Raw genomic sequence first — 23,542 nt, forward strand, 5'->3', positions numbered from 1 at the left:
GCGGCGGCCACACGCCCTCCGCGGGAGCATCGGACCACGCTGGCTCATGCCTCGCGTCCGACCACGCAACGTCGGCTCGCGACTGTCCCCACCCGGCTTCATGCGGCGCCGGAGCTTCAGACCACGCCTGCTCGGGAAATGGCTCGGGCTCCACAGTCGGCTCGGGTTCGACCACCGGCGCGGGGCTCGCCGCGACAACCTGTGTCGCTCCGTCCGACCTCGTCAGTACCGCGCGCGCAGCCTGAGCGAATGCGGTTGCGGTCCCGTATCTTTCGTTCGGATGTGCGGCGGTGCCCCGCGCGATCACCTCGTCGAATCCGCCTAGGTCCCCGGGGTCGCCCGAAGTGAGCTGCGTGCCGGATAGGCATTCGCGCAGCAGGCATGCCAGTGCGTACACGTCCCCGCTCGGGCTGGGCGGGAAGCCGTTCGCCCGCTCGGGAGGTGGGTAGTTCGGTGTGCCGGATACCGCGCCGGAGCCGTCGGGCAGCAACCCGAAATCGCCGAGCTGCCAGAAGCCGCTGCGCGTCAGCAGCAGGTTTTCCGGCTTCACGTCGCCATGAACGAGACCACTGGCGTGCGCGGCGTGGAGCACGGTCGCGATCTGTTCGACCGCAGATACCGCATGCTCCGCCGTCAGCGGACCCTGGGTCGTGAGCAGGCGGCGCAGGTCGTGCCCGTCGACGAGTTCCATCTCGACGTACAACTGGCCGCCGATCTCACCCCAGTCCCGAATCGGCACCGCGTGCGGTTCGGGCAGCCGCGCGGCCAGCGCATTTGCCCGGCGGAACTGCTCCCCGTACGCGGCATCGGCGCAGAGTTCCCTCGCCATCAGCTTCACCGCGACGAGTTCGCGTGTGACAGCATTGCCCGCCGAGTGAACTTCGCCGAGGCGCCCGGAGCCGAGCAGTTCCTGCAGGTGGTAGTTGCCGACCTGGGATCCTGCGGGTGGCGTTGGGGACTGCTCGTCGTTCATCGGTCTCCTCGCGACCTGGTTGTGCGGAACCAGGGTAGACGAGCAGGGCCACGGGACCCGGTTCAGGCGATGGCACGCCTCGCGTACGCGCGCACGTCGGCATCGGCGTCGCTACCCGCCGATTCCAGCGCGGCCCGCACGTCCGGGTCGTCGCGCCATTGCGCGAGGGTGAGCACTACCGCCTTTCGAACGTCGAGATGCGGGTCGCCGAGCGCGTTCGTCAGTGGATCCGTCGCCACATCCACGGCCGATCCGGCGAGTCCGCGGGCAGCGCCCTGGCGCACCTGCCAGGCCGTATCGCGCAGCGCTCCGGTCAAGACCGTGACATCGTCGCCACCTGCACCGAGGCCGGCGAAGGCGGCGAGTGCGGCGGCGCGAACGAGCGGGTCACGGTCCCGGGCGAGGCCGCGCACCGTGTCGAGACCGCCGCGACCGATGGTTGCGAGGCCCTGCGCCACGGCAATGCGCACCTCCCGGTTCTCATCGTCCGCGATCGCGGCCAGCGACTCCGAGTCATCGATGGAGACGAGTGCCCGTGCCGCCTCGATGCGAACGCGGTGATCGGGATCGACGGCGGCCTTGGCGAACAATCCCGGTGTCCCGGCGTGCCGGGCACGCAGCACATCGATCACCGCTGCCCGGACGACAGGATCTTCGGAGTCGATATGGCCGGCCAGTTCGTCGACCCCCGGGAGCACCTCGACAAGTTCGCGCAGCGCCTCTGCCGCAGTACGGCGCACGCGAGTGTCCGAATCCCCCAGCGCTGCCACCAGCGGCGTCAGCCAACCATCCGGCGTGCCCTCGGTCAGCACCGACAGGGCGTTGGCTCGCACGCCGGGGTCGGTGTCGTCGAGGTAGTGACACAGCTCGTCCAGCGTGGGCGCATCGAGCGCCAGCAGCGCGACGATGCGCGGCGACGGCGGCGTCGCGGGCGTGGCCGGCTGCAAGCGGGACGGCGCCTCGGGCGGGCGCCCGGTGTGTACATGGGGGGCGGCGACCGGCAGCGGCTCCGTCTCCCCCGACGGGAGGTCGTCGAGACCGGGCACCGGAACGAAATACGGTGCGACCGGCCGCTTCAGGAACTCCATCTCACCGTCCGCGCCCAACCGCAGATTAAGGTGGTACCGCCACTCGACGTCGTCGCGCTCCGGCAGATCGGCCCGCTCGTGGTACAGCCCCCAGCGAGATTCGGTGCGGGTCAACGAGGATCGGGACGCCATCTCCGCGCAGTCGCGAATGAAGCTCACCTCGGCGCAGCGCATCAGCTCGTGCGGGGTGGCCGCACCCATCCCGGCGATCTCGTCGCGCATCCGTTCGAACGTCTCCACCGCGATGGACAACTTGTTCGACGTCTTCGGCGGCGCGACATAGTCGTTCACGAAGCGGCGCAGCTTGTACTCAACCTGCGGCTGCGGCGGACCGTCCGGGTTGTGCAGCGGCCGGTAGATCAATTCGTGTGCGGCCGCGAGTTGGTCGGCGGGCAACTCGCTGGGCGCCTCGAGATCGGTGAGCGTCGATGCCGCGTGCTCACCGGCAAGGTCGCCGTACACGAATGCGCCGATCATGTAGTTGTGCGGGACGCAGGCGAGGTCGCCAGCAGCGTATAGTCCCGGAACGGTGGTGCGGGCATGCTCGTCGACCCACACGCCCGACGCGGAATGCCCACTGCACAAACCGATTTCGGAGATGTGCATCTCGATGTCGTGCGTGCGGTAGTCGTGGCCGCGGTTCTGATGGAAGGTGCCGCGGGTGGGTCGCTCGGTCGTGTGCAGGATGCCCTCGAGCGTGTCGATCGTCTCCGTGGGCAGGTGCGAGACCTTCAGATAGATCGGCCCGCGTGCCGATTCGATCTCCTCCTTGACCTCGGCCATCATCTGGCCGGACCAGTAATCGGAGTCGACGAACCGCTCGCCGAGCGCGTTCACCTGATACCCGCCAAACGGATTCGCGACGTAGGCGCAGGCCGGGCCGTTGTAATCCTTGATGAGCGGGTTGATCTGGAAGCATTCGATCCCGCTCAGTTCCGCGCCGGCGTGGTAGGCCATCGAGTAACCGTCGCCGGCGTTCGTCGGATTCTCGTACGTACCGTAGAGGTATCCCGACGCGGGCAACCCGAGCCGACCGCACGGGCCGGTCGCGAGGATGACTGCCTTCGCGCCGACCGCGACGAATTCGCCTGTGCGCGTGTTCAATGCGGCGGCGCCGACCGCGCGACCGTCCTCTACGAGCACGCGGACCGGCATGAGCCGGTTCTCGATCTGAATGCGCTCGCGCATCTTCCGTTGCCGCAGAACGCGATACAACGCCTTCTTGACGTCCTTGCCCTCGGGCATCGGCAGCACGTACGACCCCGACCGGTGAACCCGGCGCACGGCGTACTCGCCGTATTCGTCCTTCTCGAACTTGACGCCGTAGCTCTCGAGCCGCTGCACCATCGCGAAACCACGCGTCGCCGTCTGATAGATGGTGCGCTGGTTGACGATTCCATCGTTGGCGCGGGTGATCTCGGCGACGTAGTCCTCCGGCTCCGCCTTGCCCGGGATGACCGCGTTGTTGACGCCGTCCATGCCCATCGCGAGCGCGCCCGAGTGCCGCACGTGAGCCTTCTCCAGCAGCAACACGTTCGCGCCGTTCTCGGCTGCGGTCAGCGCCGCCATCGTGCCCGCGGTGCCGCCGCCGATCACGAGGACATCGCAATCGAGCCGCACCGTGTCGGCGAGGTCGGGGATCTCCATCTCTAATGCTCCAATGCGGTAAGGATCTCGGCGCGCGTGGCGCGGCGCTCAACGGCGGTGCGAGGCTCGGGCACGTCCACGAGCGCGCGGAGCGGCTGTCCGGCGCGGCCGAGGACGGCGACACGGTCGCCGAGCAGCAGTGCCTCGTCGACGTCGTGCGTCACGAAGACGACGGTCGTCGGGTGGGCATCCCAGGTATCGATGAGCAGGCGCTGCATGGTGGCGCGGGTTTGCGTGTCGAGCGCGCCGAACGGCTCGTCCATCATCGCCGCGCGCGGTGCGCCGGCGAGCCCGCGCGCCAACTGAACGCGTTGCCGCATACCGCCGGACAGGCTCTTGGGCAGGTAGTCACCGAACCCGGTGAGGCCCACCTCGTCGATCCAGCGCTCGGCCGCGGCGCGGCGGTCCGCGCGCGGCACGCCACGCAGCTTCAGCGCGAGGTCGATATTCGATCGGACGGTGCGCCACGGCAGTAGGGCGTTGTCCTGGAACACCACTGCGCGGTCGCGCGAGGTGGTGGTGACGACATCGCCGTCGGCCAGCACGCGTCCGGCGTCCGGAGCGAGCAGTCCGGCTAGTGCGCGAAGCACGGTCGACTTGCCGCAGCCAGAAGGCCCGGTCAGCACCAGGATTTCGCCAGGACGAACATCGATCGTCAAGTCTCGAATGACCGGAGTCCCGGTGTAGGACAACGTGACCCGGTCGAGTTGCAGGTCCATGCCGGTGGCGGTGGCAGTGGTCATCGGGCGCTCTCCTGGACTCGCGGAAGCCATCGGGTCACGCGGCGGCCGACGACTTCGACCGCGGTGGAGGTGAGGAAGCCGAGGATGCCGATGGTGATGATGCCGACGAACACGCCCGGGTAGTCGACGATCGTGTACGCCTGCCAGGTGCGGTAGCCCACGCCGAGCCGGCCCGAGATCATCTCCGCGGAGATGACGCAGATCCACGCGACGCCCATGCCGACCGAGAGCCCACCGAATACGCCGGGCAGGCTGCCGGGCAGCACTACCCGGAACAGCACATCCCAGCGATTGCCGCCGAGTGTGCGCACCGAGTCTTCCCACAGCGTCGGGAGTGCGTGCACCGCATGGCGAGTGCTCACGAGGATCGGGAAGAACGCGGCGAGAAAAGTGATGAACACAATCCCCGCCTCATCGGTCGGGAAGAGAAGGATCGCTACCGGCACGACGGCGATAGCCGGGATCGGGCGGGCCAGCTCGGCGAGCGGGCCGAAGGTGTCGGCGAACAGGTTGGACCGAGCCAACCCGATGCCCGCCGCGATTCCGATGAACGCGGCGAGCCCGAAACCGGTGAGGATGCGGATCAGCGACTGGCCGAGATCCATCCAGTACAGATCGGTGCCGAGCTGGTCACCGAACGCGCTGAGCACGTCGGTGACCGTGGGCAGCGTGTCGAAGCGAAGCCAGAGCCGAACGTCATTGGCGGTCAACACCTGCCAGAGCGCGATCGCTGCCGCGACCGACGCGAGCCGGATTACCCGAGAGCGCCACACCGACCGGCCCGGCTTGCGCCGGATCGGCTCGGCGGGAGCGGTGACGACCGCGCCGTCCGCCCCGGTAAGGGTGGCGGTCACGGCCGGACCTCGGCGACGGCCTGGTCGTATCCGACGATCACGCTGCCCGGGTGCTGGGCGATGTAGCGCTGCGCCGACGCATTCGTTCCGAATGCCGCGTACTGGTCACCGTTGCGCACCCACACCGCCTTGTCGGCGAACCAGCGGGTGCCGAGCTCGGTGCCGATGACGTACGCCTCGCGCACGGTTTTGCCCTCGGCGCGTGCGGTCTTCACCGCGCGCAGCAGCGCGGTCGGATCCTCGACCTGCTGGGTCTGCTCGGAGTCGGAGAACCACACCTCGTTGCCGGTTCCAGGGGTCGGGTTCGTGGTCGACGCCAGAGTCGCGTCATAGTCCTCGCCACGCTCGGCGAACACCTTCCGGATCGCCTCGTCGTTGACGAACTCGTCGATGTTCAGTTCGGCGAAGTCACCGATCGACTTCAGGTACTGCACATCGCCCTTGAAAGCCTCGATCAGGCTGGGCTTGAGGGTGGTGTCGAAGGACGTGCCGCCCGGACCGTTGTAGAGGTACACCACCTCTTGCGGCAGGCCCGAGCCATCCGCGACGAGCTTCGCGGCCTCGAGCGGGTGCTCGTGAATGAAGTCGGTTGCATCCGCCTGCGCCTGCAGGAACGCGTCGAGCACCTCGGGGTGCTGCTTGGTGTAGTCCTTGCGCGCAACGACGCCGTGGAAAGTCGGCACGTTCAGCTCCGCACCGTCGTAGAGCAGCTTCGCCTTGTCCTGGAACACGAGCAGACCCGGCCACGCGACGAACTGCGAAAGGCCGGCGACCTGGCCCGATTCGAGAGCGGAGGCACCGACCTGCGGCTGCTGGTTGAGCACGTCCACGCCGTGCACCGGGTCGATCCCGGCGCGGGTCAGACCCTGCACGAGGGTGCCGTGCCCAGCCGATCCGACACTTGCGGAGACCTTCTGGCCGGCCAGGTCGTTCAACGATTGGGCGGTCGAATTCGGTGCCACCACAACCATATTGAGCGCGCCCTTCGGGTTGTACCCGGTGACGGAGACAAACTCGGTCTTCGAGCGCTCGTTGGCCTGCGTGCGCGAGCCATTGATCAGTAGCGGATAGTCACCCATCGAGCCGATATCGATTTTCTCCGCGACCATCTGCGCGGTGATCGGTGCGCCGGTGTCGTAGTCCTGCCATTCCACCTGGTACTTCGCGCCGCCGTCATCGGTGATCTGCTGCAGCCGCTGCTCCAGGTAACCCAGTGCCTTCAGCAGCGTGCCCGCGGTGACGGTGTTGATCGTCTTGGACTGGTAGCCGATTACCACCTTGACGGAGTCACCGGATCCGGTGGCCTGATCGATCGAGCAGCCGGCGAGCGCAACAGAAGCGGCAACCGTCGCCGCAAGAGCAAGTGGCACAGAGCGTTTCATGGCTTCCTCGCTGACTATCGGATGAGAAATGGCATGTTGACGATGACCGCACCGGTGGGGCATCGCGCGGCGCAGGGGCCGCAGTACCAGCATTCGTCGACGTGCATGAATGCCTTGCCGTTGTCCGGGTTGATCGCGAGCGAATCGAGCGGGCAGATCTCGACGCACAGCGTGCAGCCCTCGATGCACAGCGATTCGTCGATCGTCACGGGGACGTCGGCGCGCTGGTTGACCAGTGCCATCAGGTGAGCTCCCAACTCGTTGTGTCTCGGATCAGGCTGCCGCGCATGGTGACTCGATCACCGCGCATGCGGATGTACTCGAGGTCCACGGGCCGGTTGTCGTCGAGGCGGGTGAGTCGCTCGAGCAGCATCAGCGGTGCACCCTCCGGTACCTGCAGGGTTGCCGCCGAATGCGCGTCCGCCGTGATCGCCTCGAGCGCAAGGTCGGCCGAGCCGAGTGGTCCACCGGCGATCTCCTCGATGAGCGCGAAGATGTCGTTGTGCTCGAGGTCGCGGGTGATGATCTCCGCGCCGACCTCCGGGTCGAGGTAGGTCAGGTCGAGGCTCAGCGGAAGATCGCCGAGGTAGCGCAGCCGTTCGATGTAGATGGCCTGCGAACCGGGAGCGAGCTGCAGCCGCCGAGTGACGGCCGGTGGCGGCGTCACCGCGGCGGCGATGCGGACCTCGTTGCGAACCTCGCCGTAACCCTTGAGCGTTTCCTTCAGCCCGAGAAGCGAATCGAGGCCGTGGTCTACCTTGCGCTGGGCGACATGCGTGCCGACCTTCGGCGCGCGGTCGATAAGCCCCTCATCCTTGAGCAGGGCCAGCGCATCGCGAACGGTATTGCGCGACACCGTGAACTCGGCGGCGAGGTCCTGCTCGCCCGGCAGGGTGCTGTCGAATGCGCCGGCATGGATCTGGTGCCGCAGCACGTCCGCCACCTGACGCGCACTGTCGGCGCGGTGTCGTCGCACGCCTTCGGCATGGTGACGCCGAATGGGCGTTGGCTCACTCGTCACCGTCTCCCCTTTTCCACCACTGACCAGGACGGATAGCACGCTAACGGCGATTGCGCATTACCTAGCTGGACCGACGACCTCCAGGTCGAAGAAGGTCGTAATTGCGCCGGGGCGTGCCACCGCGGACCTGCGGAAAGGTACCGGATTCGCGCTATTGCGCCACCCGGGTCACGGTTGGGCGGATTCGAATCACGTTGATCGAAATGTGCGGCTAGGTGCTGCGAGGATTGCGCGGTGGTGATACTGCGTGCTGCCGTCCCGGACGACGCGATGGCCGTTGCCGAGATGCACGTGCGGTCCTGGCAGGAGGGCTATCGCGGTCTGATGCCGTCCGAGTTCCTCGATGCCCTCGATCCGGCGAGCTGGGCCAGTCGGTACACGTTTGGTCCACCCGGACGACCGGCCACCACGGTTGCCATTGACGGGGCAGGGACGGTTCTCGGGTTGGCCACCATCGGCCCGAGTTCGGACACCTCGGACGCGTCAAACGTCGGTCAGCTGTACGCGCTTTACGTCGATCCCGCCGCCTGGGGGCAGGGCGTCGGGCGGCTGCTGCTAAGCGATGCGCGAGAAAGATTGTCCGCCATTGGTTTCACCGAGGCACAGCTGTGGGTGATGGACGGCAACGAGCGCGCCCAGCGGTTCTACCGCGCCGACGGCTGGCTGCCCGACGGGCGCCGCCAGGAAGAGGAGGTGCGTGGCATCCGGGTCACCGAGCTCTGTTACCGCACCACCCTCTGAATGCCTACCGCGCGGTCGGCCGCAACACGATCTCGGTCGGATGCGCGTCGCGCGGCGCCTCGACGGAGTTGCGCACCGCCAGCGCGACCGTCTCCGGCTTGAGGAACTGCGTCGGGTCGTACTCTCTGCCTTCGCCGGCAATGATCTCCCGCTGCATGTCGGTATCGATCCGGCCGGGGTGGATCGAGGTGACCCGCAGTTCCGGTTCCTCGGCGCGCAGCGCGTCGCCGAATGCACGCAGTGCGAACTTGCTCGCCGCATACGACGCCCAGCCGGCGTTGGCCCGCAGACCGGCACCGGAATTGATCAGAACGACATGGGCCTGAGCCGCGCGCAGCGCGGGGAGCAGCAGCCGGGTCAATTCGGCAACCGCCACGACGTTCGCCTCGAGCGTGTTGCGCCACTGCTGAGGCGTCAAATCGGCGATCGTGCCGAGATCGGCGACTCCGGCGTTGTGCACAAGCACGTCGAGTCGGTCGATACCCGCCGCCAGTTGTGCGACGGCCGGATAGTCGGTCAGCTCGGCCGCCCACGGTTTGGCCTCGGGGAATTCGGCGAGAATTGGCGCGAGCGATTCCGCGGTGCGGGCGCCGAGCAGCAGGTCGTGGGTGGGGGCGAGTTCGCGGGCAATCGCGGCGCCGAGGCCGCGTCCTGCCCCGGTGATGAGAGCAACTGGGCGCATGAGACCGAGACTAACCACCCGACCTGCGATGATCAGTGGCAGTCGTCGCTTGTCGATCCCGGCGGGAGCCGCATGCACCGATGAAGAAGATCAAGCCCACGCGATTCGGTTCGCGAAAAAGCGAGACCCCGCTCAATGCCTCGGGCGTTGTGACAGTCGGTCCACGCCGATTCCTGTTCGTGGACAACCACGACCCGGACGGGCTCATGGAGTTCGCGCTTGACGACGACATGGACATCGAGTGGATGCGGCGACGACCGCTGACCGGCCTGGCGGATGCTGCGCTCTCCGACCCGGAAGGGCTCGCCCGCATCGAACTGAACGGCGCGGTCCTTCTTATTGCCGCATCGTCACTGTGCGTCTCGGGCAAACGGCGGATAGTCCATGACGGCTTGGTGCGCATCCGGTACGCGGCAGACGGTGATCTGGCGGCAGAAGCGATACCGGGTTTCCGAGCATGGCTACTCGCGCAGTTTCCGTCACTTGCGGACTGCACGAACCTGACACCCGACGAGGGCGGGCTCAATATCGAAGGGATTGCGTGGCAACCACATTCGAACACCCTCGTCCTCGGGCTCCGGGGACCGGTGCAGCCAGGGAAAGTCGGGATCATCCGGATGCCCATAGATGTGGGGCGTGCGTGGAACATCGCGTCGCTCGGGAAGCCAATCCTGGAGTGGATTCGCATCCCCCACGCGAGTGGTAGCCCGGGCATTCGCGATCTGTGCTTCGACGAGGAGTACGACGAGTTCCTGGTGTTGTTGGGGCGCTCGATCAGCGGGGGCGACGAGCCATTTCAGCTCTGTACCTGGGACGGAAAAAGTCAGGCGGTTGAGGTGCGCGACATCGCCTTCCATCACTCCGCCAAACCGGAGGGCGTCACCACCTTCACCACTGGTGGTGTTCCGATGCTTCTCGTTGTCGACGATGGCGGCGGGTACGCGGTTTTCGAGCGGGTAGGTCAGGAAAAGAACAGCGTGGTTCCGCCGGTCTCCTGATGGACCCGGGGATGTCCCGACGGGGTCGGATCGGTGCCGAATGTTGCGCGCAGCCCAGTCCGCACGCTGACCAGGCTGAAGTACCCGCTGTGCGAGAACTCGTCGCGCGCGTCGATCGGCTCCACCCGGAACTCCTCGGCATGATCGGCGTTGTTCGGCGGGCACGTGTAGAGCAGTTTGTGGCCCTGGCTCGACACGATCGAACTGGCGTGCAGAACGCGTCCGAACGCCTTGCTGGTGACCGACTTCGCGGTGCCTAGGTCGGCGAAGCTCCACAGGTCGGAGTCATCGACGGCCGGTGGTCGTGGGCGATGGGTGACTTCGAAGTTCGTCGGGTTCGGGTCGTCGCGGGGAATGGTGTCGCTCTTCCCGGCGTGGAGGCAGTCGTTGGTGGCGTCGTCGCGGATGTACGCGCCCTTGGCGCCGGGAAGGCCGGCGATCAGGAAACCGGCGGACGTCGCCAGCCGCAACTGCTTTCGCACTGCGCCGATCTCGGCGGACGCGTTCGGCACGCCGAATCCGTCGAGCAGGGCCTCCGCCTTCTCGAACAGTGGGCGCAACACCGTGTCCTGTGTATCGCGGTCGAACACGGTGTCTCGGTAGGTCCGGATCCGGTCGAAGACTTTCTCGCGGGCCGCGGGGTCGCTACGGATGAGATCGGCAATCAGGCCCTCCGCGCCGAGATAGAAGTGGCGCTGTGGCTGCAGTGTCTGGTCGATGCCCCAGGGAATCGTCTTGAAGTTGATGTCGTCCACGCCGGGCGTCGCGACCGCTGCGACGTCGTTGTAGATATAGGTGTTGTTGGTATTTCGCGAGTAGCCGTCCCAGTGTTTGAGCAGGAAGTCCATCGCGTAGATCCCGATGAATTGGTCCAGATCGAACAGGTCTGCCGCGCCGGCGAGACCGCGCGCCGCGATGTGGTCGATGGCGAACTTCAGATCGGCCTTGTCGTCGAATGCGGACATCGATTCCACGCCGATGTAGTCGAACCGCTTGCTGGTGAAGTCGTCGGTGTGCTCTAGCTCGTAGAGGTTGCCGCCCATGTTCCCGGCAAAGTTGCGCTCGATGTAGCGCGGCATGATGGGCTCGGCGTTCACGAATACGCCCGGGCTGTTGACCCCGATCAACCCCTCACCGACCGGGATCCCGTTCACCAGCACGCGGGCGTAGTTGCAGCGGGAATTGGGCAGGCCCGCGCGTTCGTACAGCCGATAGCCGATCGTCTGCCGGACATACGACGGATCCTGGATCGAGTTGTTGAGCGTGAGGTACTGCGTGCCGATGAGCGCCTCGGTGTCGGGCACGTTCGCCTTCCGGAACTTCCCGAAGTCGATGTGCAGACAGGGCTTTTCGCTGTTGATCGAGCCGCAGAACGACTTCTTCTTGATCCCTACCTTGCGGAAAGTAGTGCGGGCGGGAAAGCGCGTTCCGGATATCTCGACCGACTCCGCCTCGCGCCACGTGTATCGGGCTGCTCCGCGCCAGTCGAAGTTGCATCGGCCGCCCTTCGGCTGCTCGTTGCGAACCTTCTCCCACTCGGTCGGTGAGATTCGAATCTTGACGGTCAGCACGTTGTCGAGCGCGTACAGCGCATCGAGTGCCTGCTGCTGAGCGGTCATGTTCGTGCCCTCGTTTGTTGACCGGTATCCGATCGGTAGAGACAACGGTCGTCGCTTCATCGATCACGCACACGAGTAGCCGGCTACTCGACTTTGCACACGGTCGGCGGTGCCCGAATGACGGCATAAGCCGCCCCGACGCGCGGATACTTGCGCGAAGTCGCAAACTTGTTCTTGATGAACGACCCCGGCTTCACCCCGACGCAGCTCGCCGCGCGAGCCGCCTACCTGCTGCGTGGAAACGACCTGGGCACGATGACCAGCGCCGCCCCGCGGCTGTACCCGCACATGTGGAGCTGGGATGCGGCGTTCGTCGCGGTCGGCCTGGCGCCGCTGAGTGTCGAGCGCGCCGTGATCGAGCTGGACACGTTGCTCTCGGCGCAGTGGCGCAACGGCATGATTCCGCACATCGTCTTCGCCAACGGAGTGGACGGGTACTTCCCCGGTCCGGCGCGCTGGCAGTGCCGTGAACTGGCGGCGAACGCACCCGCCGGCCCGGACACCTCCGGCATCACCCAACCGCCGGTGCATGCGATCGCACTGCAGCGCATCCTCGACCATTCCCGGCGCCACGGACGCAGCACCCGCGCGGTCGCCGAGGAGTTCCTCGATCGCCGATGGCCCGATCTCGTGCGTTGGCACCGCTGGCTCGCGCATGCCCGCGATCCCAAAGAGGACGGCCGCATCACGCTGTACCACGGCTGGGAATCCGGGATGGACAACTCGCCGCGGTGGGATCGCGCGTATGCGCAGGTGGTGCCGGGCGATCTCCCTGCGTATCAGCGCGAGGACACCAGCATCGTGACCGATGCGTCGCAGCGGCCGACCGATATCGAATACGACCGGTACCTCTGGCTGCTCGAAGAAATGCGCCGAGCCCGGTACGACGATTACGCGCTCGCGTCGTCGATGAGCTTCGCGGTGCAGGACGTTTTCGTCAGCGCGATCTTCGCGCTCGCCTGCGAGGTGCTCGCGATCATCGGTGAGGACTACTCGATGCCCAATGCGGATGTGCGCGAGCTGCACGGCTGGGCCGACCGGTTCCGTCAGGGTGTGGTCGCCACCACGAACGAAAGATCCGGCGCGGCAAAAGATTACGACGTCCGGAATCAGCGGTGGATCCCGACCGAAACGCTGGCGATGTTCGCGCCGCTGCTGTGCGGAGGGCTGCCGCGCGACACCGAACGCAATCTGGTGCGGATCTTCGAGGGGCCGCGGTTCTGCGGGCACCCGGACCTGCGCTACGCGCTGCCGCCGTCCACCTCGCCGGTGTCGAGTGCGTTCCGCCCCAAGGAGTATTGGCGCGGCCCGGTCTGGCCGGTGATGAGTTGGCTCTTCTCGTGGGCGTTTTCGCGCCGCGGCTGGACCGAGCGCGCGCAGTCCCTGCGGGCCGAAGGCCTCCGTCAGGCCAGCGACGGCAGTTTCGCCGAGTACTACGAACCATTTACCGGCAAACCACTCGGGAGCATGCAGCAGTCGTGGACCGCCGCATCGGTATTGGACTGGCTGGGCTAAAACTTTCGGTACCGAAACTACGCAAGTAGCCGCAGTGGTGGTGACCGACGACCTACTGTGGAGGTGTGGCACAACCCACGGTCGACATGCTGATCATTGGAGCCGGCCCGTCCGGACTCTATGCCGCTTACTACGCCGGTTTCCGGGGCTTCTCAGTGGCGGTCATGGACTCATTGCCCGAACTGGGCGGCCAAGTCACCGCGCTGTATCCCGAAAAACTGATCTACGACGTCGCCGGTTATCCCGCGATCAAGGGCCAAGACCTCGTGGACGCGATGGTCGAGCAGGCCGCCTCCGCGAACCCCAGATACCTACTCGGGCAGACCGCCGAGCAGCTTGTCGAGGCCGACGACCACGTGGAGATCACGACCTCGGACGGAACGGTCGTGCAGGCGAAGACCGTGTTGATCACAGGCGGAATCGGGACGTTCGCCCCGCGCTCGTTGCCGGGGGCCGAGCAGTGGGAGGGCCGCGGCCTGATGTACTTCGTGCCGCGCCTGGACGAACTGGCCGGGCGTGATGTCCTCATCGTCGGCGGCGGCGACTCCGCCTTCGACTGGGCGGTCAGCCTCGAGCACATCGCGCGGTCGGTCACGCTGGTGCACCGGCGCCGCGGGTTCCGCGCTCACGCCGGAACGGTCGAGAAGGTGCTTGCCTCGTCGGTGCGGGTGCTAGTCCCCTACGAAGTCGACACGATTCATGGAACAGACACCATCGAGTCGGTCGTGGTGCGCGACAACTCCGGCACCGAGGCGAGCGAGTCCCTGAATGTTCAGGCCGTCGTCGGTGCCCTCGGTTTCATCGCCGACCTCGGTCCGTTCACGCACTGGGGCCTCGAACAGCGCAAGCGGCACATCCTCGTCGACCAGGCGATGCGCACCAACCTTCCGCGCGTCTTCGCCGCGGGCGACATCGTCGACTACGACGGCAAGGTCAAGCTCATCTCGGTCGGCTTCGGCGAGGCCGCGACCGCGGTGAACAATGCTTCCGTGGTGATCGACCCCTCGCTGCACGTGTTCCCGGGGCACTCGAGCGATAACGACTGAGCGTCGCGCACGCCCTCGCCGCACTGGTCCACCGATCCGGCGGCACAGGTTGCACGCAGCACTCCCCTGACCGAGCGCACTCCGCGAATCGACGCTGGTCAGACCAAATGCATCTGATGCTTAACGCTGTAGCATCAGATGCATGCGGACAACGATCGACATCGACGCAATAGTGCTGGCTCAGCTAAAGGAGCGGCAGCAAGAAGAAGGCAAAACACTGGGCCAACTCGTTTCGGAGTTGCTGGCTGTCGCCCTCTCCTCGCCAAAGGCTGACCGCGCGGATATTGCGTGGTACTCGGCGGACTTGGGTGAGCCGCTGGTAGATCTCGAGGACAAGGATGCGGTCCACGCGGCTTTGGATCGCGGCGAGTAGATGTCAACGACAGTCGACACGAACGTGTTGGTCTACGCATCGAATTCCCGTGCAGCCGAGTTTGGGCGAGCAAGCGAACTGATGGCAGAACTTCTCCGTGGTCCGGAACTGACCACCATTTTCTGGCCGGTGCTGACGAGTTATCTACGCCTGGTCACAAGCCGCGCTATTCTTTCGACGCCGTTGTCTGCGGCGCGGGCGGAAGCCAACGTTGAAGCGTTAGTCGCGGCACCGTCGATTCGGATTGTTGGTGAGGGGCAACAATTCTGGGCGTGCTATCGAGGACTGGGCGGTGCGCGCGGCAACGACGTTCCCGACGCCGTGATCGTCGCCTTGATGCACGAGCACGGTGTTGGAACGATCTTGAGCCGGGATCGCGACTTCAGGAAGTATCCGGGTATTACCGTGCGCGACCCATTCGCCAGCTAGCCCGGCCCTACAGCACCTGCGACAGGAACTGCTGCAACCGCTCCGTATGCGGATCGTCGAAAAGAGCTGAGGGCGGCCCGGTTTCGACCACCTGACCGTGGTCCATGAACAGCACTTTGTCGGAAACCGAACGGGCGAAGCCCATCTCGTGAGTGACGACGATCATCGACATACCGCCGGCCGCGAGGTCGGCCATCAATGCCAGGACGCCCTTGACCAATTCCGGGTCGAGTGCGGAAGTGGCTTCGTCGAAGAACATGATCTCCGGCTCCATCGCGAGCGCCCGGGCGATTGCGACGCGCTGCTGCTGACCGCCGGACAGGTTGCCGGGCCGGGTGTCGGCCTTCTCGCGCAGGCCCACGGTGTCGAGTTGCTTCAACGCGACCTCGCGGGCGGCGTCCTTGGACAATCCGCGCAGCTTCCGGGGGCCGAGCGCGATGTTCTCGGCAACGGTCTTGTGCGGGAACAGGTTGAAGTGCTGGAACACCATGCCGATCCGCTGCCGCAGTTGGTCCGGATTGTCTTTCAGCACCGAGCGGCCGTCGATCAGGATGTCGCCCTGTTGCGGTTCGTGGAGCCGGTTGAGCACGCGCAGCAGCGTCGACTTGCCAGAGCCGGACGGTCCGATAACCGACGTCGTCTTGCCTGCGTCGACGTGAATGTCGACACCGCGCAGCACCTTATTGGTACCGAAGGCGAGGTGAATATCCTTGCCGGTCAATGAGACCGAGCTGATTTCGGTGGTCGTCATCTCCTACCCCCGCTCCACGACGATGGCCTGTTCGAGCGGGTCGAGTGTGCCGGTCCGGTCCGGGCGCCCGGTGCGCAGCCGGTTGTCGATGTAGTTCACCAGGTGCGTTAGTGGGATCGTCAGCAGCAGGTAGAACATGCCCGCCGCGACGAGCGGGGACAGGTTGCCGGTCTGTGCGTTCAGGTCACGTCCGACCGCGAACAGCTCGCGCTGGGTGGCGAGCAGGCCGAGGAAGTAGATCAGCGACGAATCTTTGATCAGTGAAATGAACTGATTCATCAAGGCGGGCAGCACCCTTCGTACGCCCTGGGGGATGACCACGAGGGTCATCGACGAGCGGTAGCTGAACCCGATCGCGCGGGCGGCCTCCATCTGGCCGGCCTCGACACTCTGGATGCCGGACCGGAAGATTTCGCCGATATAGGCCGCCGCGAGCAGTGCCAGCGCGGCGGCGCCGAGCCAGTACGGGTTGTTGTTGGTGATATTCCGTACCACCGGCCCGACACCGAGACCGACCAGCAGGATGATCACGACGGCGGGCAGGCCGCGGAAGATGTCGGTGTAAACCCGCGCAGGCCAGCGCAACCATCGGGTGCGGGAGATGCCGGCGACAGCAAGCAGCATGCCGAGGATCGTGCCGATCACGCCGGACACCAGTGCCAGGATGATCGTGTTGGGCAGGCCGGTCTTCACCAGATCCGGAATGGCGTCGCGGTACAACTGCCAGTCGAAGAAGGTGTCGGACAGCTGACCAAGCGTCGAGCGGGGCGCATTCTGTGTCGGCTCCTCCCCCTCGCCCTGCTCGGCCGCCATCGCGGCGAAGTCCGGTAGCTCGGGGAGCGGCGCCGCCTTACTGCCCGGCTTCCAGCCCGGCGGCAGCTCGCGCGGCACCCACTCGGAGTAGAGCCGCGCCCACGTGCCGTCCGCGATCACCGCGTCGAGCCCGGAGTTCAGCGCATCGATCAGCGGCTGGTTGTCCTTGTTCACCGCCCAGCCGACGAAGTTGTTGAGGCTGAACGTGTTCTCCACGATCGCCGTCGGGTCGCCCGGCTTGATCGCACCCTCGGCCTGCTGCGACGGCGCCACCCACGCATCGATCTGGCCGGTCTTCAGGTTCGCGTAGGCAGTGTTGTAGTCGGGGAACTTCACCGGATCGAGCTTCAGCGTGTTCACCACGTAGTCGTCCTGCACCGTGCCCTGCACGACGCCGATCCGCGTGCTCGCGTTGAGATCGCCGAAGCCCTTGATCGGGCTGCCATTCGGCACCACCAGCGAGAAGTAGCCGAAGTCGTAGCCGTTGGTGAAGCCGACGGTCTTGCGCCGCTCGTCGGTGGTGGTGATCGACGAGGAGCCGACATCGAACCGCCGGGTGGCCACCTGCGAGAGCAGCCCGGCGAACTCGGTACCGGCGAACTGGATGTTCAGGCCCAACTTGTCGGCAATCGCCTTCAGCAGTTCGTTGTCGTAGCCGGTGTAGTCGCCTTTGGAGTTCACGCAGATGCTCGGCGGCGCGTCGGACAGCGTGCCGACGCTGATCGTGCCGGGGGTGATGAGGCCCAGCGAATTGATGTCGATCTGATCGACAGGCTTCGCCGTCGCGGTGGTGTAGCGGTCCTCGCCGGCCTGGGCGCTGCCCGCCGCGAGATTGGTCGGTGCGGCAGCGGCCGCGCCGACGCCGGGTGGTGAGCAGAGGTCGCCGGACGCTTGGTCGGACGACTCGTCGTCGCTCGAACAGCCGGCCAAACCGAGGGTGAGGATCGCTATCAGCGCCAGCAGGAGTACCGAGCGAGTCGTCCGTTGCCGAGGCATTTATCGAGGGTATCCAGTAGTCACTGCCGCAACACGGTTAACGGTGACGTCAATCCAAATCAGAATGGCGTTGCAATGACGTCACTATGGTGTCATAGTGATGTCATGCAACTGCAGCGCTACATCGACAACCTGAGGCAAGAGCTTGCGGTCGCGGCCGAAGCCGGCGGCGACGAAGCCCGCGCACTCGCGCAGCGCCTCACCGGACCGCTGGAATCCGGCATCCGCGTCACCCTCCTCGACGCGCTGTCGGCGGCTGCGGCCGAAATCACGCAGGACCTCGCGCCGGGCTCGGTGGAGGTGCGGCTGCGCGGCCGCGACCCCGAGTTCGTCGTTACGGCACCGCCGTCGGACGAGGAGTTCACGCACGTGGCGGCGCCCGAGCCGGTCATCCCCGCCGATGCGGACGAATCGACCGCGCGGGTGAGCCTGCGTCTGCCGGACAGCTTGAAAACTCGCATCGAGGAAGCGGCCAATCGCGAAGGCCTCTCGGTCAACTCGTGGCTCGTCCGCGCCGCCGCCGCGGGACTGGAAGGGCGCGGCTCGACCGCAACGACAGCACACCGGGCTCCACGCGCCGGGGACAGCTTCACCGGCTGGGTTCGCTGACCCGCCGATCACTCACCAGACAACACACAACTGGAGGAACTATGCCTACCTTCGAAACCCCGGAACCGATCTCGGCTGTGATCGACCTGCCGCTCGGCGAGGTCAACATCGTGGCGTCGGACCGTAGCGACACTGCAGTCGAGGTGCGGCCGACCGACGCGAACAGCGCGGACGATGTGCGCCTGGCCGAGCAGACGCGCATCGATTTCTCGAACGGCAATCTCGTCGTCAAGGCGCCACGCACGTGGCGGGACTACCTGCCGATGCGCACAAGCGGCTCGATCGACGTGACGGTGGAACTGCCCGAAGGCTCGCAGTTACGGGGCGACGCGGGAGCCGGGACCTTCCGCTCGCAGGGCCGGCTCGGCGCATGCAAGTTCAAGACCGGCGCCGGCGATCTGCGGCTGGCGAGCACCGGTGCACTCGATGTCGCGACCGGGCTCGGCACCGTGAACGTCGAAGAGGTGCACGGATCCGCTCAGGTCACCACCGGCTCCGGCGAGGTACATCTGGGCAGCGTCGATGGCGACGTCTCGGTGAAGAACGCGAATGGCGACGTCTACATCGGCGCGGCCACCGGCGTGGTGAAGTGCCGCGCGGCGAACGGCAAGATCGCCGTCGAGCGGGCCGAGAGCGACCTCACCGCCAAATCGGCCAACGGCGCGATCCGGGTCGGACAGCTCACCCGCGGCTCCGCATCGCTGGGAACCGCACTCGGGGACATCGAGATCGGCCTGCGTGCCGGTACAGCTGCCCGCCTCGACGTGGACACCAAGTTCGGCCGACTGCGCAACGAACTCGACGCCGCGGCCGCACCCGAACCGACCGACGAACGCGTCGAGGTGCGCGCTCGCACCGCTGCGGGCGACGTCATAGTCCGCCGCGCCTGAACATCCGAACGTAGAACCATTGTGGCAGAGGAGAATTCATGATGACCGGAACACATGCACCGGCAATCGTTGCCACGGGGCTTCGAAAGTCCTTCGGCGACAAGGTAGTACTCGACGGAATTGATCTCACCGTGGCGTCCGGAAAGGTCTTTGCGCTGCTCGGTCCGAACGGCGCCGGTAAGACCACGATCGTCAACATCCTCTCGACGCTGATCCGGCCGGATGCAGGATCCGTGCGGGTCGCCGGGTGCGACCTCGACACCGACCCCGACGGCGTCCGGGCCGCCATCGCCATGACCGGACAGTTCGCCGCGGTGGATGGCCTGCTCACCGGCCGGGAAAACCTGCAGCTCATGGCAGATCTGAACCATCTCGATACTGCGGCGGGCCGGCGCCGCAGTGCACAACTGATCGAGCGCTTCGATCTCACGGACTTCGCGGACAAGCCCGCGTCGACGTACTCCGGAGGTATGAAGCGGCGGGTGGATCTCGCGATGAGCATGGTGGGCGAACCGCGCATCATTTTCCTCGATGAGCCCACCACGGGGCTGGACCCGCGCAGCCGTCGCGCGGTGTGGCAGATCGTCCGGGACCTGGTCGCGGACGGAGTCACGATCTTCCTTACCACCCAGATGCTGGACGAGGCGGACCAACTCGCCGATCGCATCGCGGTGCTCGACAACGGCCGGTTGATCGCCGAGGGCAGCCCGCGTGAGCTGAAACAACTCATCCCGGGTGGGCATGTCACCCTGCACTTCGCCGATACCGAAAGCCTCGACACCGCGGCGGCGCAGTTCGGCGAATCAACCAGCAGTGCAGACGAACTCGTACTGAACGTGCCCAGCGATGGCAGCACTGCCGCGCTGCGGAACGTGCTCGATCGCCTCGACGCCGCCAATGTGGCGGCGGATTCGCTCGAGCTGCACACCCCCGATCTCGATGACGTATTCCTCGCGCTCACGGGCGAGCGACAGACTGAGGAGGTTTCCCGATGAGCACCATGACCTATGTCGCGCGCGATTCTGCAACGATGTTGCGCCGCAATCTTGTTCACATCCGGCGCTACCCGTCGCTGACCATCATGTTGGTCGCGCAACCGATCCTGCTTCTGCTGCTGTTCACGTTCGTCTTCGGCGGCACGATGGGAGACGGCCTGACGTCGGGGGGTGGCCGGGAGGCCTACCTCGTGTACATCACGCCGGCGATCCTGGTGATGGCGGTGGCCAGCGTCGCGAGTGGCACCTCGATTTCGGTGGCGATGGATATGACCGAGGGGATCGTCGCCAGGTTCAAGACCATGGCGATCGCACGCGGTTCCCTGCTGACAGGGCACGTCCTCGGCGCGATGATCCAGACGCTGTTCGTAGTGGTGGTGACGGGTGTCGTGGCGGTGCTGCTCGGGTATCGCGTCGACGGCGGCCCTGCCGGACTACTGGCGGCGTTCGGTGTACTTGCCATGCTGGCCTTCGCGACTACGTGGCTGGCCGTGATGTTCGGCGTGACCAGCAAGAGTGTGGAGACGGCGAGCAACTGGCCAATCCTGTTGGTGCTCTTGCCATTCCTGGGTAGCGGATTCGTGCCCACCGAATCCATGCCCACCGCGATCCGCTGGTTCGCCGAGTACCAGCCGTTCACCCCGGTAATCGAAACGCTGCGCGCGTTCCTCGACGGCACGCCACTCGACGCGACCGATGGCCTCCTGGCTGTCGCCTGGTGCGCCGGGCTGGCGCTGGTCGGCTACCTCGTGTCCCGGAAGAGCTTCGCGCCGGTCGGCTGACAGCCGCCATGGCTCGCTTCGCGGGTGCAAATTGTGTTGGTGGGTGCGAAACTTTGCCCCTATTTACACAATTCGCACCCGCTAAGCGTGTTTGGTGGGTGCAAATTGTGTTGGTGGGTGCGAAACTTCGGCCCCGAGAACAAGTTTTGCACCTGTCTGTGGCTACTTCTCCTGCGTGGGCATCATGTTCGGCGGGACCGGATACGGGATTCCCCGATTCAGCGTTCCGAGAACAACATTCGGCACACACTGTTGGATCTTGGGTAGCGGCACCGGGAACGCTGACGGTATCGCCGGGCGTGTGGGATTGGGCGGAACGCCGAAGGAGAACGCCGAGGTCATATCGCCGGTGACCGATCGCCGCCACGGCGTGAGGTTCGGAACCTCAACGCCGAAACGGGTTTCGAGCAGGCGCAGCTGCGAGGTGTGGTCGAACGTCTCCGACGCGATCAGCCCGCCGCGGCTGTACGGGGAGATCACGATGCCGGGCACGCGATAGCCGAGCCCGATCGGGCCAGCGATGCCGTCGCTGGAGCTCACCCCGGACAGCGGCACCGTGAGGTATTCGCCCGGGGTGCCCGGCGGTGCGGTGGGCGGCGTGACGTGGTCGAAGAAGCCGCCGTTCTCGTCGTAACTGATGATCAGCGCGGTCTTTTCCCACACCGCAGGGTTCGAGGTGAGGATGTCGAGCACCTGCATGATGCCCACTGCACCCGCGACCGGCGGGAGCGCGGGGTGTTCGCAGGTGAAGATCGACGGCACCACCCAGGACACCTGCGGTAGGGTGCCTGCGCGTACGTCGGCCTCGAAATTGTGCGGGAACACCGGCTCGATGCCATTGGCGTACAGCGGCGTGCCGGGCGTGTTGAACTGCTTGAAACTGCCGAGCATGCCGTCGAGGACAACGCTCGATAACGGCCCAATATCCTTGTTCTGGTACACCTTCCAGCTCACCCTGGCAGCCTGGAGGTTCTCCGGCATGGTACGCCAGGTGTACACGTTCTTCGGGATTAATGTCGGCGTCTCGACGAGCGGGCCGCCGTTCTTGCCGTCCGGGTCGATCGTTGCGCTCACCCAGTAGAGCCGGTTCGGATCGGTCGGGCCGAGCACCGAGCAGTGGTAGTTGTCGCAGACGGTGAACGCGTCGGCGAGTGCGAAGTGCACGGGGATATCCGCGCGGGTGAAATAGCCCATCGCCGCCGGCCCATTGAGCGGGCCCTCGTGCTGAATGTGCACCGGCATGTGGCGGTCGTTCGCGCCGCCGTTCCAGACGGCGTGCATGGCGCCCCAGCTGTGGTCGGGGTCGTTGATGCACTCGCCGGAAAGCGCCGTGCCGATGGTCGTGTCGAGCCGGAACGGCAGCAGGTAGCCATCCGGCGTCGGGCCGACCCCGGGCGAGTAGCCGTACTGCTTCCACGCCGGCGACGGATCGTCGAAGCCGCGCCCGCCGCGCAGGGTGCCGAAGTAGTGGTCGTACGACCGGTTCTCCTGCATGAGGAACACGAAATGCTCGATGTCATCGAGGCTTCCGGGTCCACCCGGATCGGCGGCATGGGCACGGTCGATAATCGGTGCGGCCCACGAGGCGAAGACGGCCGCACCGCTCGCGAGCGCGGCGCGCTGCAGGAACCGGCGCCGATTCGATTCGCTACCGATGCCACCGTTGCTCATACGCACCTCTCGCTCTGTCGGGGAAGCAATTGATGCTATGTCGAGGCCGTGTCCGAACAGTGATCAACCGGCGAATTCACAGGTTACGAAACGCGATTAATCCACACGGTGAAGTGTCGACGCGGCTACATTGACTCGACATGAGTCACCCGCACAGCAAGGTCCGGTCACGATTGCGGCGGGCGATGACGTCTGGTACGCCGCTCGCCTTCGCGGCTCTGCTCGCCTTCACAGGCGCGGGCACCGCCGCCGCAAATATCAATGGTCCCGATGTGTCGTCGTGGCAACACGACGGGGGGCGCCTGATCGACTGGTTTGCCGTTCGAGCATCTGGTCACGAGTTCGCGATGGTGAAGGCCACCGAGGGACTCGATTACGTCAACCCGTTCTTCGTTCCGGACACCCTTGCCATGCGGGTCGCCGGCGTCGCTCGGGGCAACTATCACTACGCGCGGCCGAATCTGCCACCCGAGCCGCAGGCGGCGTTCTTTGCCGCGACGATCGCCGCCGTCAACGGCCCTCCCGGTGATCTACCGCCGGTCCTCGATCTCGAGCACAGCGGCGGACTGCCGCCGGGCGCCCTGATCGACTGGACGCACCGCTTCCTCAACACGCTGGAATCGCTGGTTCACCGGCGGCCGATCATCTATACGTATCCGAACTTCTGGAAAACGGCGATGGCCAACACGAACCAGTTCACGCGCTATCCGCTGTGGATCGCCGATTACCGCGGCAACCCGCAGCCGGAGGTGATCGGCGGCTGGCCGACGTGGACGTTCTGGCAGTACACCGACAACGGCTTTATCCCGGGGATCCACGGCAACACCGACCTGAACTTCTACAGCGGTGCGATGGGCCCTATCGAACTGTTCTCGAACAACCTGTCCGCTGGCAGTTCGGGGAGTGCCGGCAGCAGCTAGCGCT

General features: G+C 65.9%; 23 protein-coding genes. 11 read left to right on the forward strand and 12 right to left on the reverse strand.

Going from position 1 to position 23,542, the window contains the following annotated elements; genetic code table 11:
- The 7 genes from A8G08_RS18885 to A8G08_RS18915 form a co-directional block, all read right to left on the reverse strand.
- A partial coding sequence (locus A8G08_RS18885; RefSeq protein WP_157108659.1) for a serine/threonine-protein kinase occupies nt 1-973 on the reverse strand: 973 nt, incomplete at its 3' end.
- Nucleotides 974-1,035: 62 nt separating this feature from the next.
- Nucleotides 1,036-3,708: a fumarate reductase/succinate dehydrogenase flavoprotein subunit gene (locus A8G08_RS18890; protein WP_068277588.1), complete on the reverse strand. Its 2,673-nt coding sequence runs from the start codon at nt 3,706-3,708 to the stop codon at nt 1,036-1,038.
- Between the two features lie 2 nt (nt 3,709-3,710).
- A complete protein-coding gene (locus A8G08_RS18895; protein WP_068277591.1) occupies nt 3,711-4,451 on the reverse strand; it encodes an ABC transporter ATP-binding protein in 741 nt (246 codons plus the stop codon).
- Nucleotides 4,448-5,248, reverse strand: a complete 801-nt coding sequence (locus A8G08_RS18900; protein ID WP_245672902.1) for an ABC transporter permease — start codon at nt 5,246-5,248, stop codon at nt 4,448-4,450. Before A8G08_RS18900 ends, A8G08_RS18895 begins: the two co-directional genes overlap by 4 nt.
- Before the next feature lie 53 nt (nt 5,249-5,301).
- Complete coding sequence (locus A8G08_RS18905; RefSeq protein ID WP_068277598.1) at nt 5,302-6,687, reverse strand: ABC transporter substrate-binding protein; 1,386 nt, start codon at nt 6,685-6,687, stop codon at nt 5,302-5,304.
- Between the two features lie 14 nt (nt 6,688-6,701).
- Nucleotides 6,702-6,929, reverse strand: a complete 228-nt coding sequence (locus tag A8G08_RS18910; protein WP_068277600.1) for a 4Fe-4S dicluster domain-containing protein — start codon at nt 6,927-6,929, stop codon at nt 6,702-6,704.
- Entirely contained in the window at nt 6,929-7,708 is a 780-nt protein-coding gene (locus A8G08_RS18915; protein WP_068277607.1) for a GntR family transcriptional regulator, read from the reverse strand. The genes A8G08_RS18910 and A8G08_RS18915 overlap by 1 nt, the downstream gene beginning before the upstream one ends.
- Nucleotides 7,709-7,942: 234 nt before the next feature.
- On the opposite strand from A8G08_RS18915, the gene A8G08_RS18920 reads away from it, so the two are divergent.
- Nucleotides 7,943-8,449, forward strand: a complete 507-nt coding sequence (locus A8G08_RS18920) for a GNAT family N-acetyltransferase (protein ID WP_068277610.1) — start codon at nt 7,943-7,945, stop codon at nt 8,447-8,449.
- 4 nt (nt 8,450-8,453) lie between these two features.
- On the opposite strand, the gene A8G08_RS18925 is transcribed toward A8G08_RS18920, so the two are convergent.
- Nucleotides 8,454-9,131: an SDR family oxidoreductase gene (locus tag A8G08_RS18925; protein ID WP_068277664.1), complete on the reverse strand. Its 678-nt coding sequence runs from the start codon at nt 9,129-9,131 to the stop codon at nt 8,454-8,456.
- Nucleotides 9,132-9,211: 80 nt separating this feature from the next.
- Here A8G08_RS18925 and A8G08_RS18930 point away from each other — a divergent pair, with 80 nt between their 5' ends.
- Nucleotides 9,212-10,129, forward strand: coding sequence for a DUF3616 domain-containing protein (locus A8G08_RS18930; protein WP_068277613.1), 918 nt, complete (start codon nt 9,212-9,214; stop codon nt 10,127-10,129).
- Here A8G08_RS18930 and A8G08_RS18935 read toward each other — a convergent pair.
- A complete protein-coding gene (locus tag A8G08_RS18935) occupies nt 10,093-11,748 on the reverse strand; it encodes a CotH kinase family protein (RefSeq protein WP_068277616.1) in 1,656 nt (551 codons plus the stop codon). The genes A8G08_RS18930 and A8G08_RS18935 overlap by 37 nt on opposite strands.
- 177 nt (nt 11,749-11,925) lie before the next feature.
- Between A8G08_RS18935 and ggh the strand changes: the two genes are divergently transcribed.
- The 4 genes from ggh (at nt 11,926) to A8G08_RS18955 (ending at nt 15,111) form a co-directional block, all read left to right on the forward strand.
- The gene (gene ggh, locus A8G08_RS18940) at nt 11,926-13,263 is read left to right on the forward strand and encodes a glucosylglycerate hydrolase (protein ID WP_068277619.1); all 1,338 of its coding nucleotides are present in this window, start codon (nt 11,926-11,928) and stop codon (nt 13,261-13,263) included.
- 65 nt (nt 13,264-13,328) lie between these two features.
- A complete protein-coding gene (locus A8G08_RS18945; RefSeq protein ID WP_245672901.1) occupies nt 13,329-14,309 on the forward strand; it encodes an NAD(P)/FAD-dependent oxidoreductase in 981 nt (326 codons plus the stop codon).
- Between the two features lie 142 nt (nt 14,310-14,451).
- Nucleotides 14,452-14,682, forward strand: coding sequence for an antitoxin (locus A8G08_RS18950; protein ID WP_068277620.1), 231 nt, complete (start codon nt 14,452-14,454; stop codon nt 14,680-14,682).
- The gene (locus A8G08_RS18955) at nt 14,683-15,111 is read left to right on the forward strand and encodes a TA system VapC family ribonuclease toxin (protein ID WP_068277623.1); all 429 of its coding nucleotides are present in this window, start codon (nt 14,683-14,685) and stop codon (nt 15,109-15,111) included.
- A gap of 7 nt (nt 15,112-15,118) precedes the next feature.
- On the opposite strand, the gene A8G08_RS18960 is transcribed toward A8G08_RS18955, so the two are convergent.
- Together A8G08_RS18960 and A8G08_RS18965 are read right to left on the reverse strand one after the other, a co-directional pair.
- Nucleotides 15,119-15,862: an amino acid ABC transporter ATP-binding protein gene (locus A8G08_RS18960; RefSeq protein WP_068277626.1), complete on the reverse strand. Its 744-nt coding sequence runs from the start codon at nt 15,860-15,862 to the stop codon at nt 15,119-15,121.
- A 3-nt stretch (nt 15,863-15,865) separates the two neighbouring features.
- Nucleotides 15,866-17,671 (reverse strand): ABC transporter substrate-binding protein/permease, encoded by a 1,806-nt coding sequence (locus A8G08_RS18965; protein WP_068277627.1) that lies wholly within the window; start codon nt 17,669-17,671, stop codon nt 15,866-15,868.
- Nucleotides 17,672-17,776: 105 nt separating this feature from the next.
- Between A8G08_RS18965 and A8G08_RS18970 the strand changes: the two genes are divergently transcribed.
- From A8G08_RS18970 to A8G08_RS18985, 4 genes are read left to right on the forward strand one after another with little or no spacing between them, the layout of a single operon-like run.
- The gene (locus A8G08_RS18970) at nt 17,777-18,280 is read left to right on the forward strand and encodes a ribbon-helix-helix domain-containing protein (protein ID WP_068277630.1); all 504 of its coding nucleotides are present in this window, start codon (nt 17,777-17,779) and stop codon (nt 18,278-18,280) included.
- 41 nt (nt 18,281-18,321) lie between these two features.
- Nucleotides 18,322-19,170: a DUF4097 family beta strand repeat-containing protein gene (locus A8G08_RS18975; RefSeq protein ID WP_068277633.1), complete on the forward strand. Its 849-nt coding sequence runs from the start codon at nt 18,322-18,324 to the stop codon at nt 19,168-19,170.
- A 38-nt stretch (nt 19,171-19,208) separates the two neighbouring features.
- The gene (locus A8G08_RS18980) at nt 19,209-20,165 is read left to right on the forward strand and encodes an ATP-binding cassette domain-containing protein (protein WP_068277636.1); all 957 of its coding nucleotides are present in this window, start codon (nt 19,209-19,211) and stop codon (nt 20,163-20,165) included.
- A complete protein-coding gene (locus tag A8G08_RS18985; RefSeq protein WP_068277639.1) occupies nt 20,162-20,947 on the forward strand; it encodes an ABC transporter permease in 786 nt (261 codons plus the stop codon). Before A8G08_RS18980 ends, A8G08_RS18985 begins: the two co-directional genes overlap by 4 nt.
- Before the next feature lie 162 nt (nt 20,948-21,109).
- Here A8G08_RS18985 and A8G08_RS18990 read toward each other — a convergent pair whose 3' ends face one another.
- The gene (locus tag A8G08_RS18990) at nt 21,110-22,618 is read right to left on the reverse strand and encodes a phospholipase C (RefSeq protein WP_068277641.1); all 1,509 of its coding nucleotides are present in this window, start codon (nt 22,616-22,618) and stop codon (nt 21,110-21,112) included.
- Nucleotides 22,619-22,803: 185 nt separating this feature from the next.
- Here A8G08_RS18990 and A8G08_RS18995 point away from each other — a divergent pair, with 185 nt between their 5' ends.
- The gene (locus A8G08_RS18995) at nt 22,804-23,538 is read left to right on the forward strand and encodes a glycoside hydrolase family 25 protein (protein ID WP_157108662.1); all 735 of its coding nucleotides are present in this window, start codon (nt 22,804-22,806) and stop codon (nt 23,536-23,538) included.
- Nucleotides 23,539-23,542 lie beyond the last annotated feature (4 nt).

Origin of the sequence: Aldersonia kunmingensis (genome assembly GCF_001646865.1) — a bacterium.
GTDB classification, from domain to species: Bacteria; Actinomycetota; Actinomycetes; order Mycobacteriales; family Mycobacteriaceae; genus Aldersonia; species Aldersonia kunmingensis.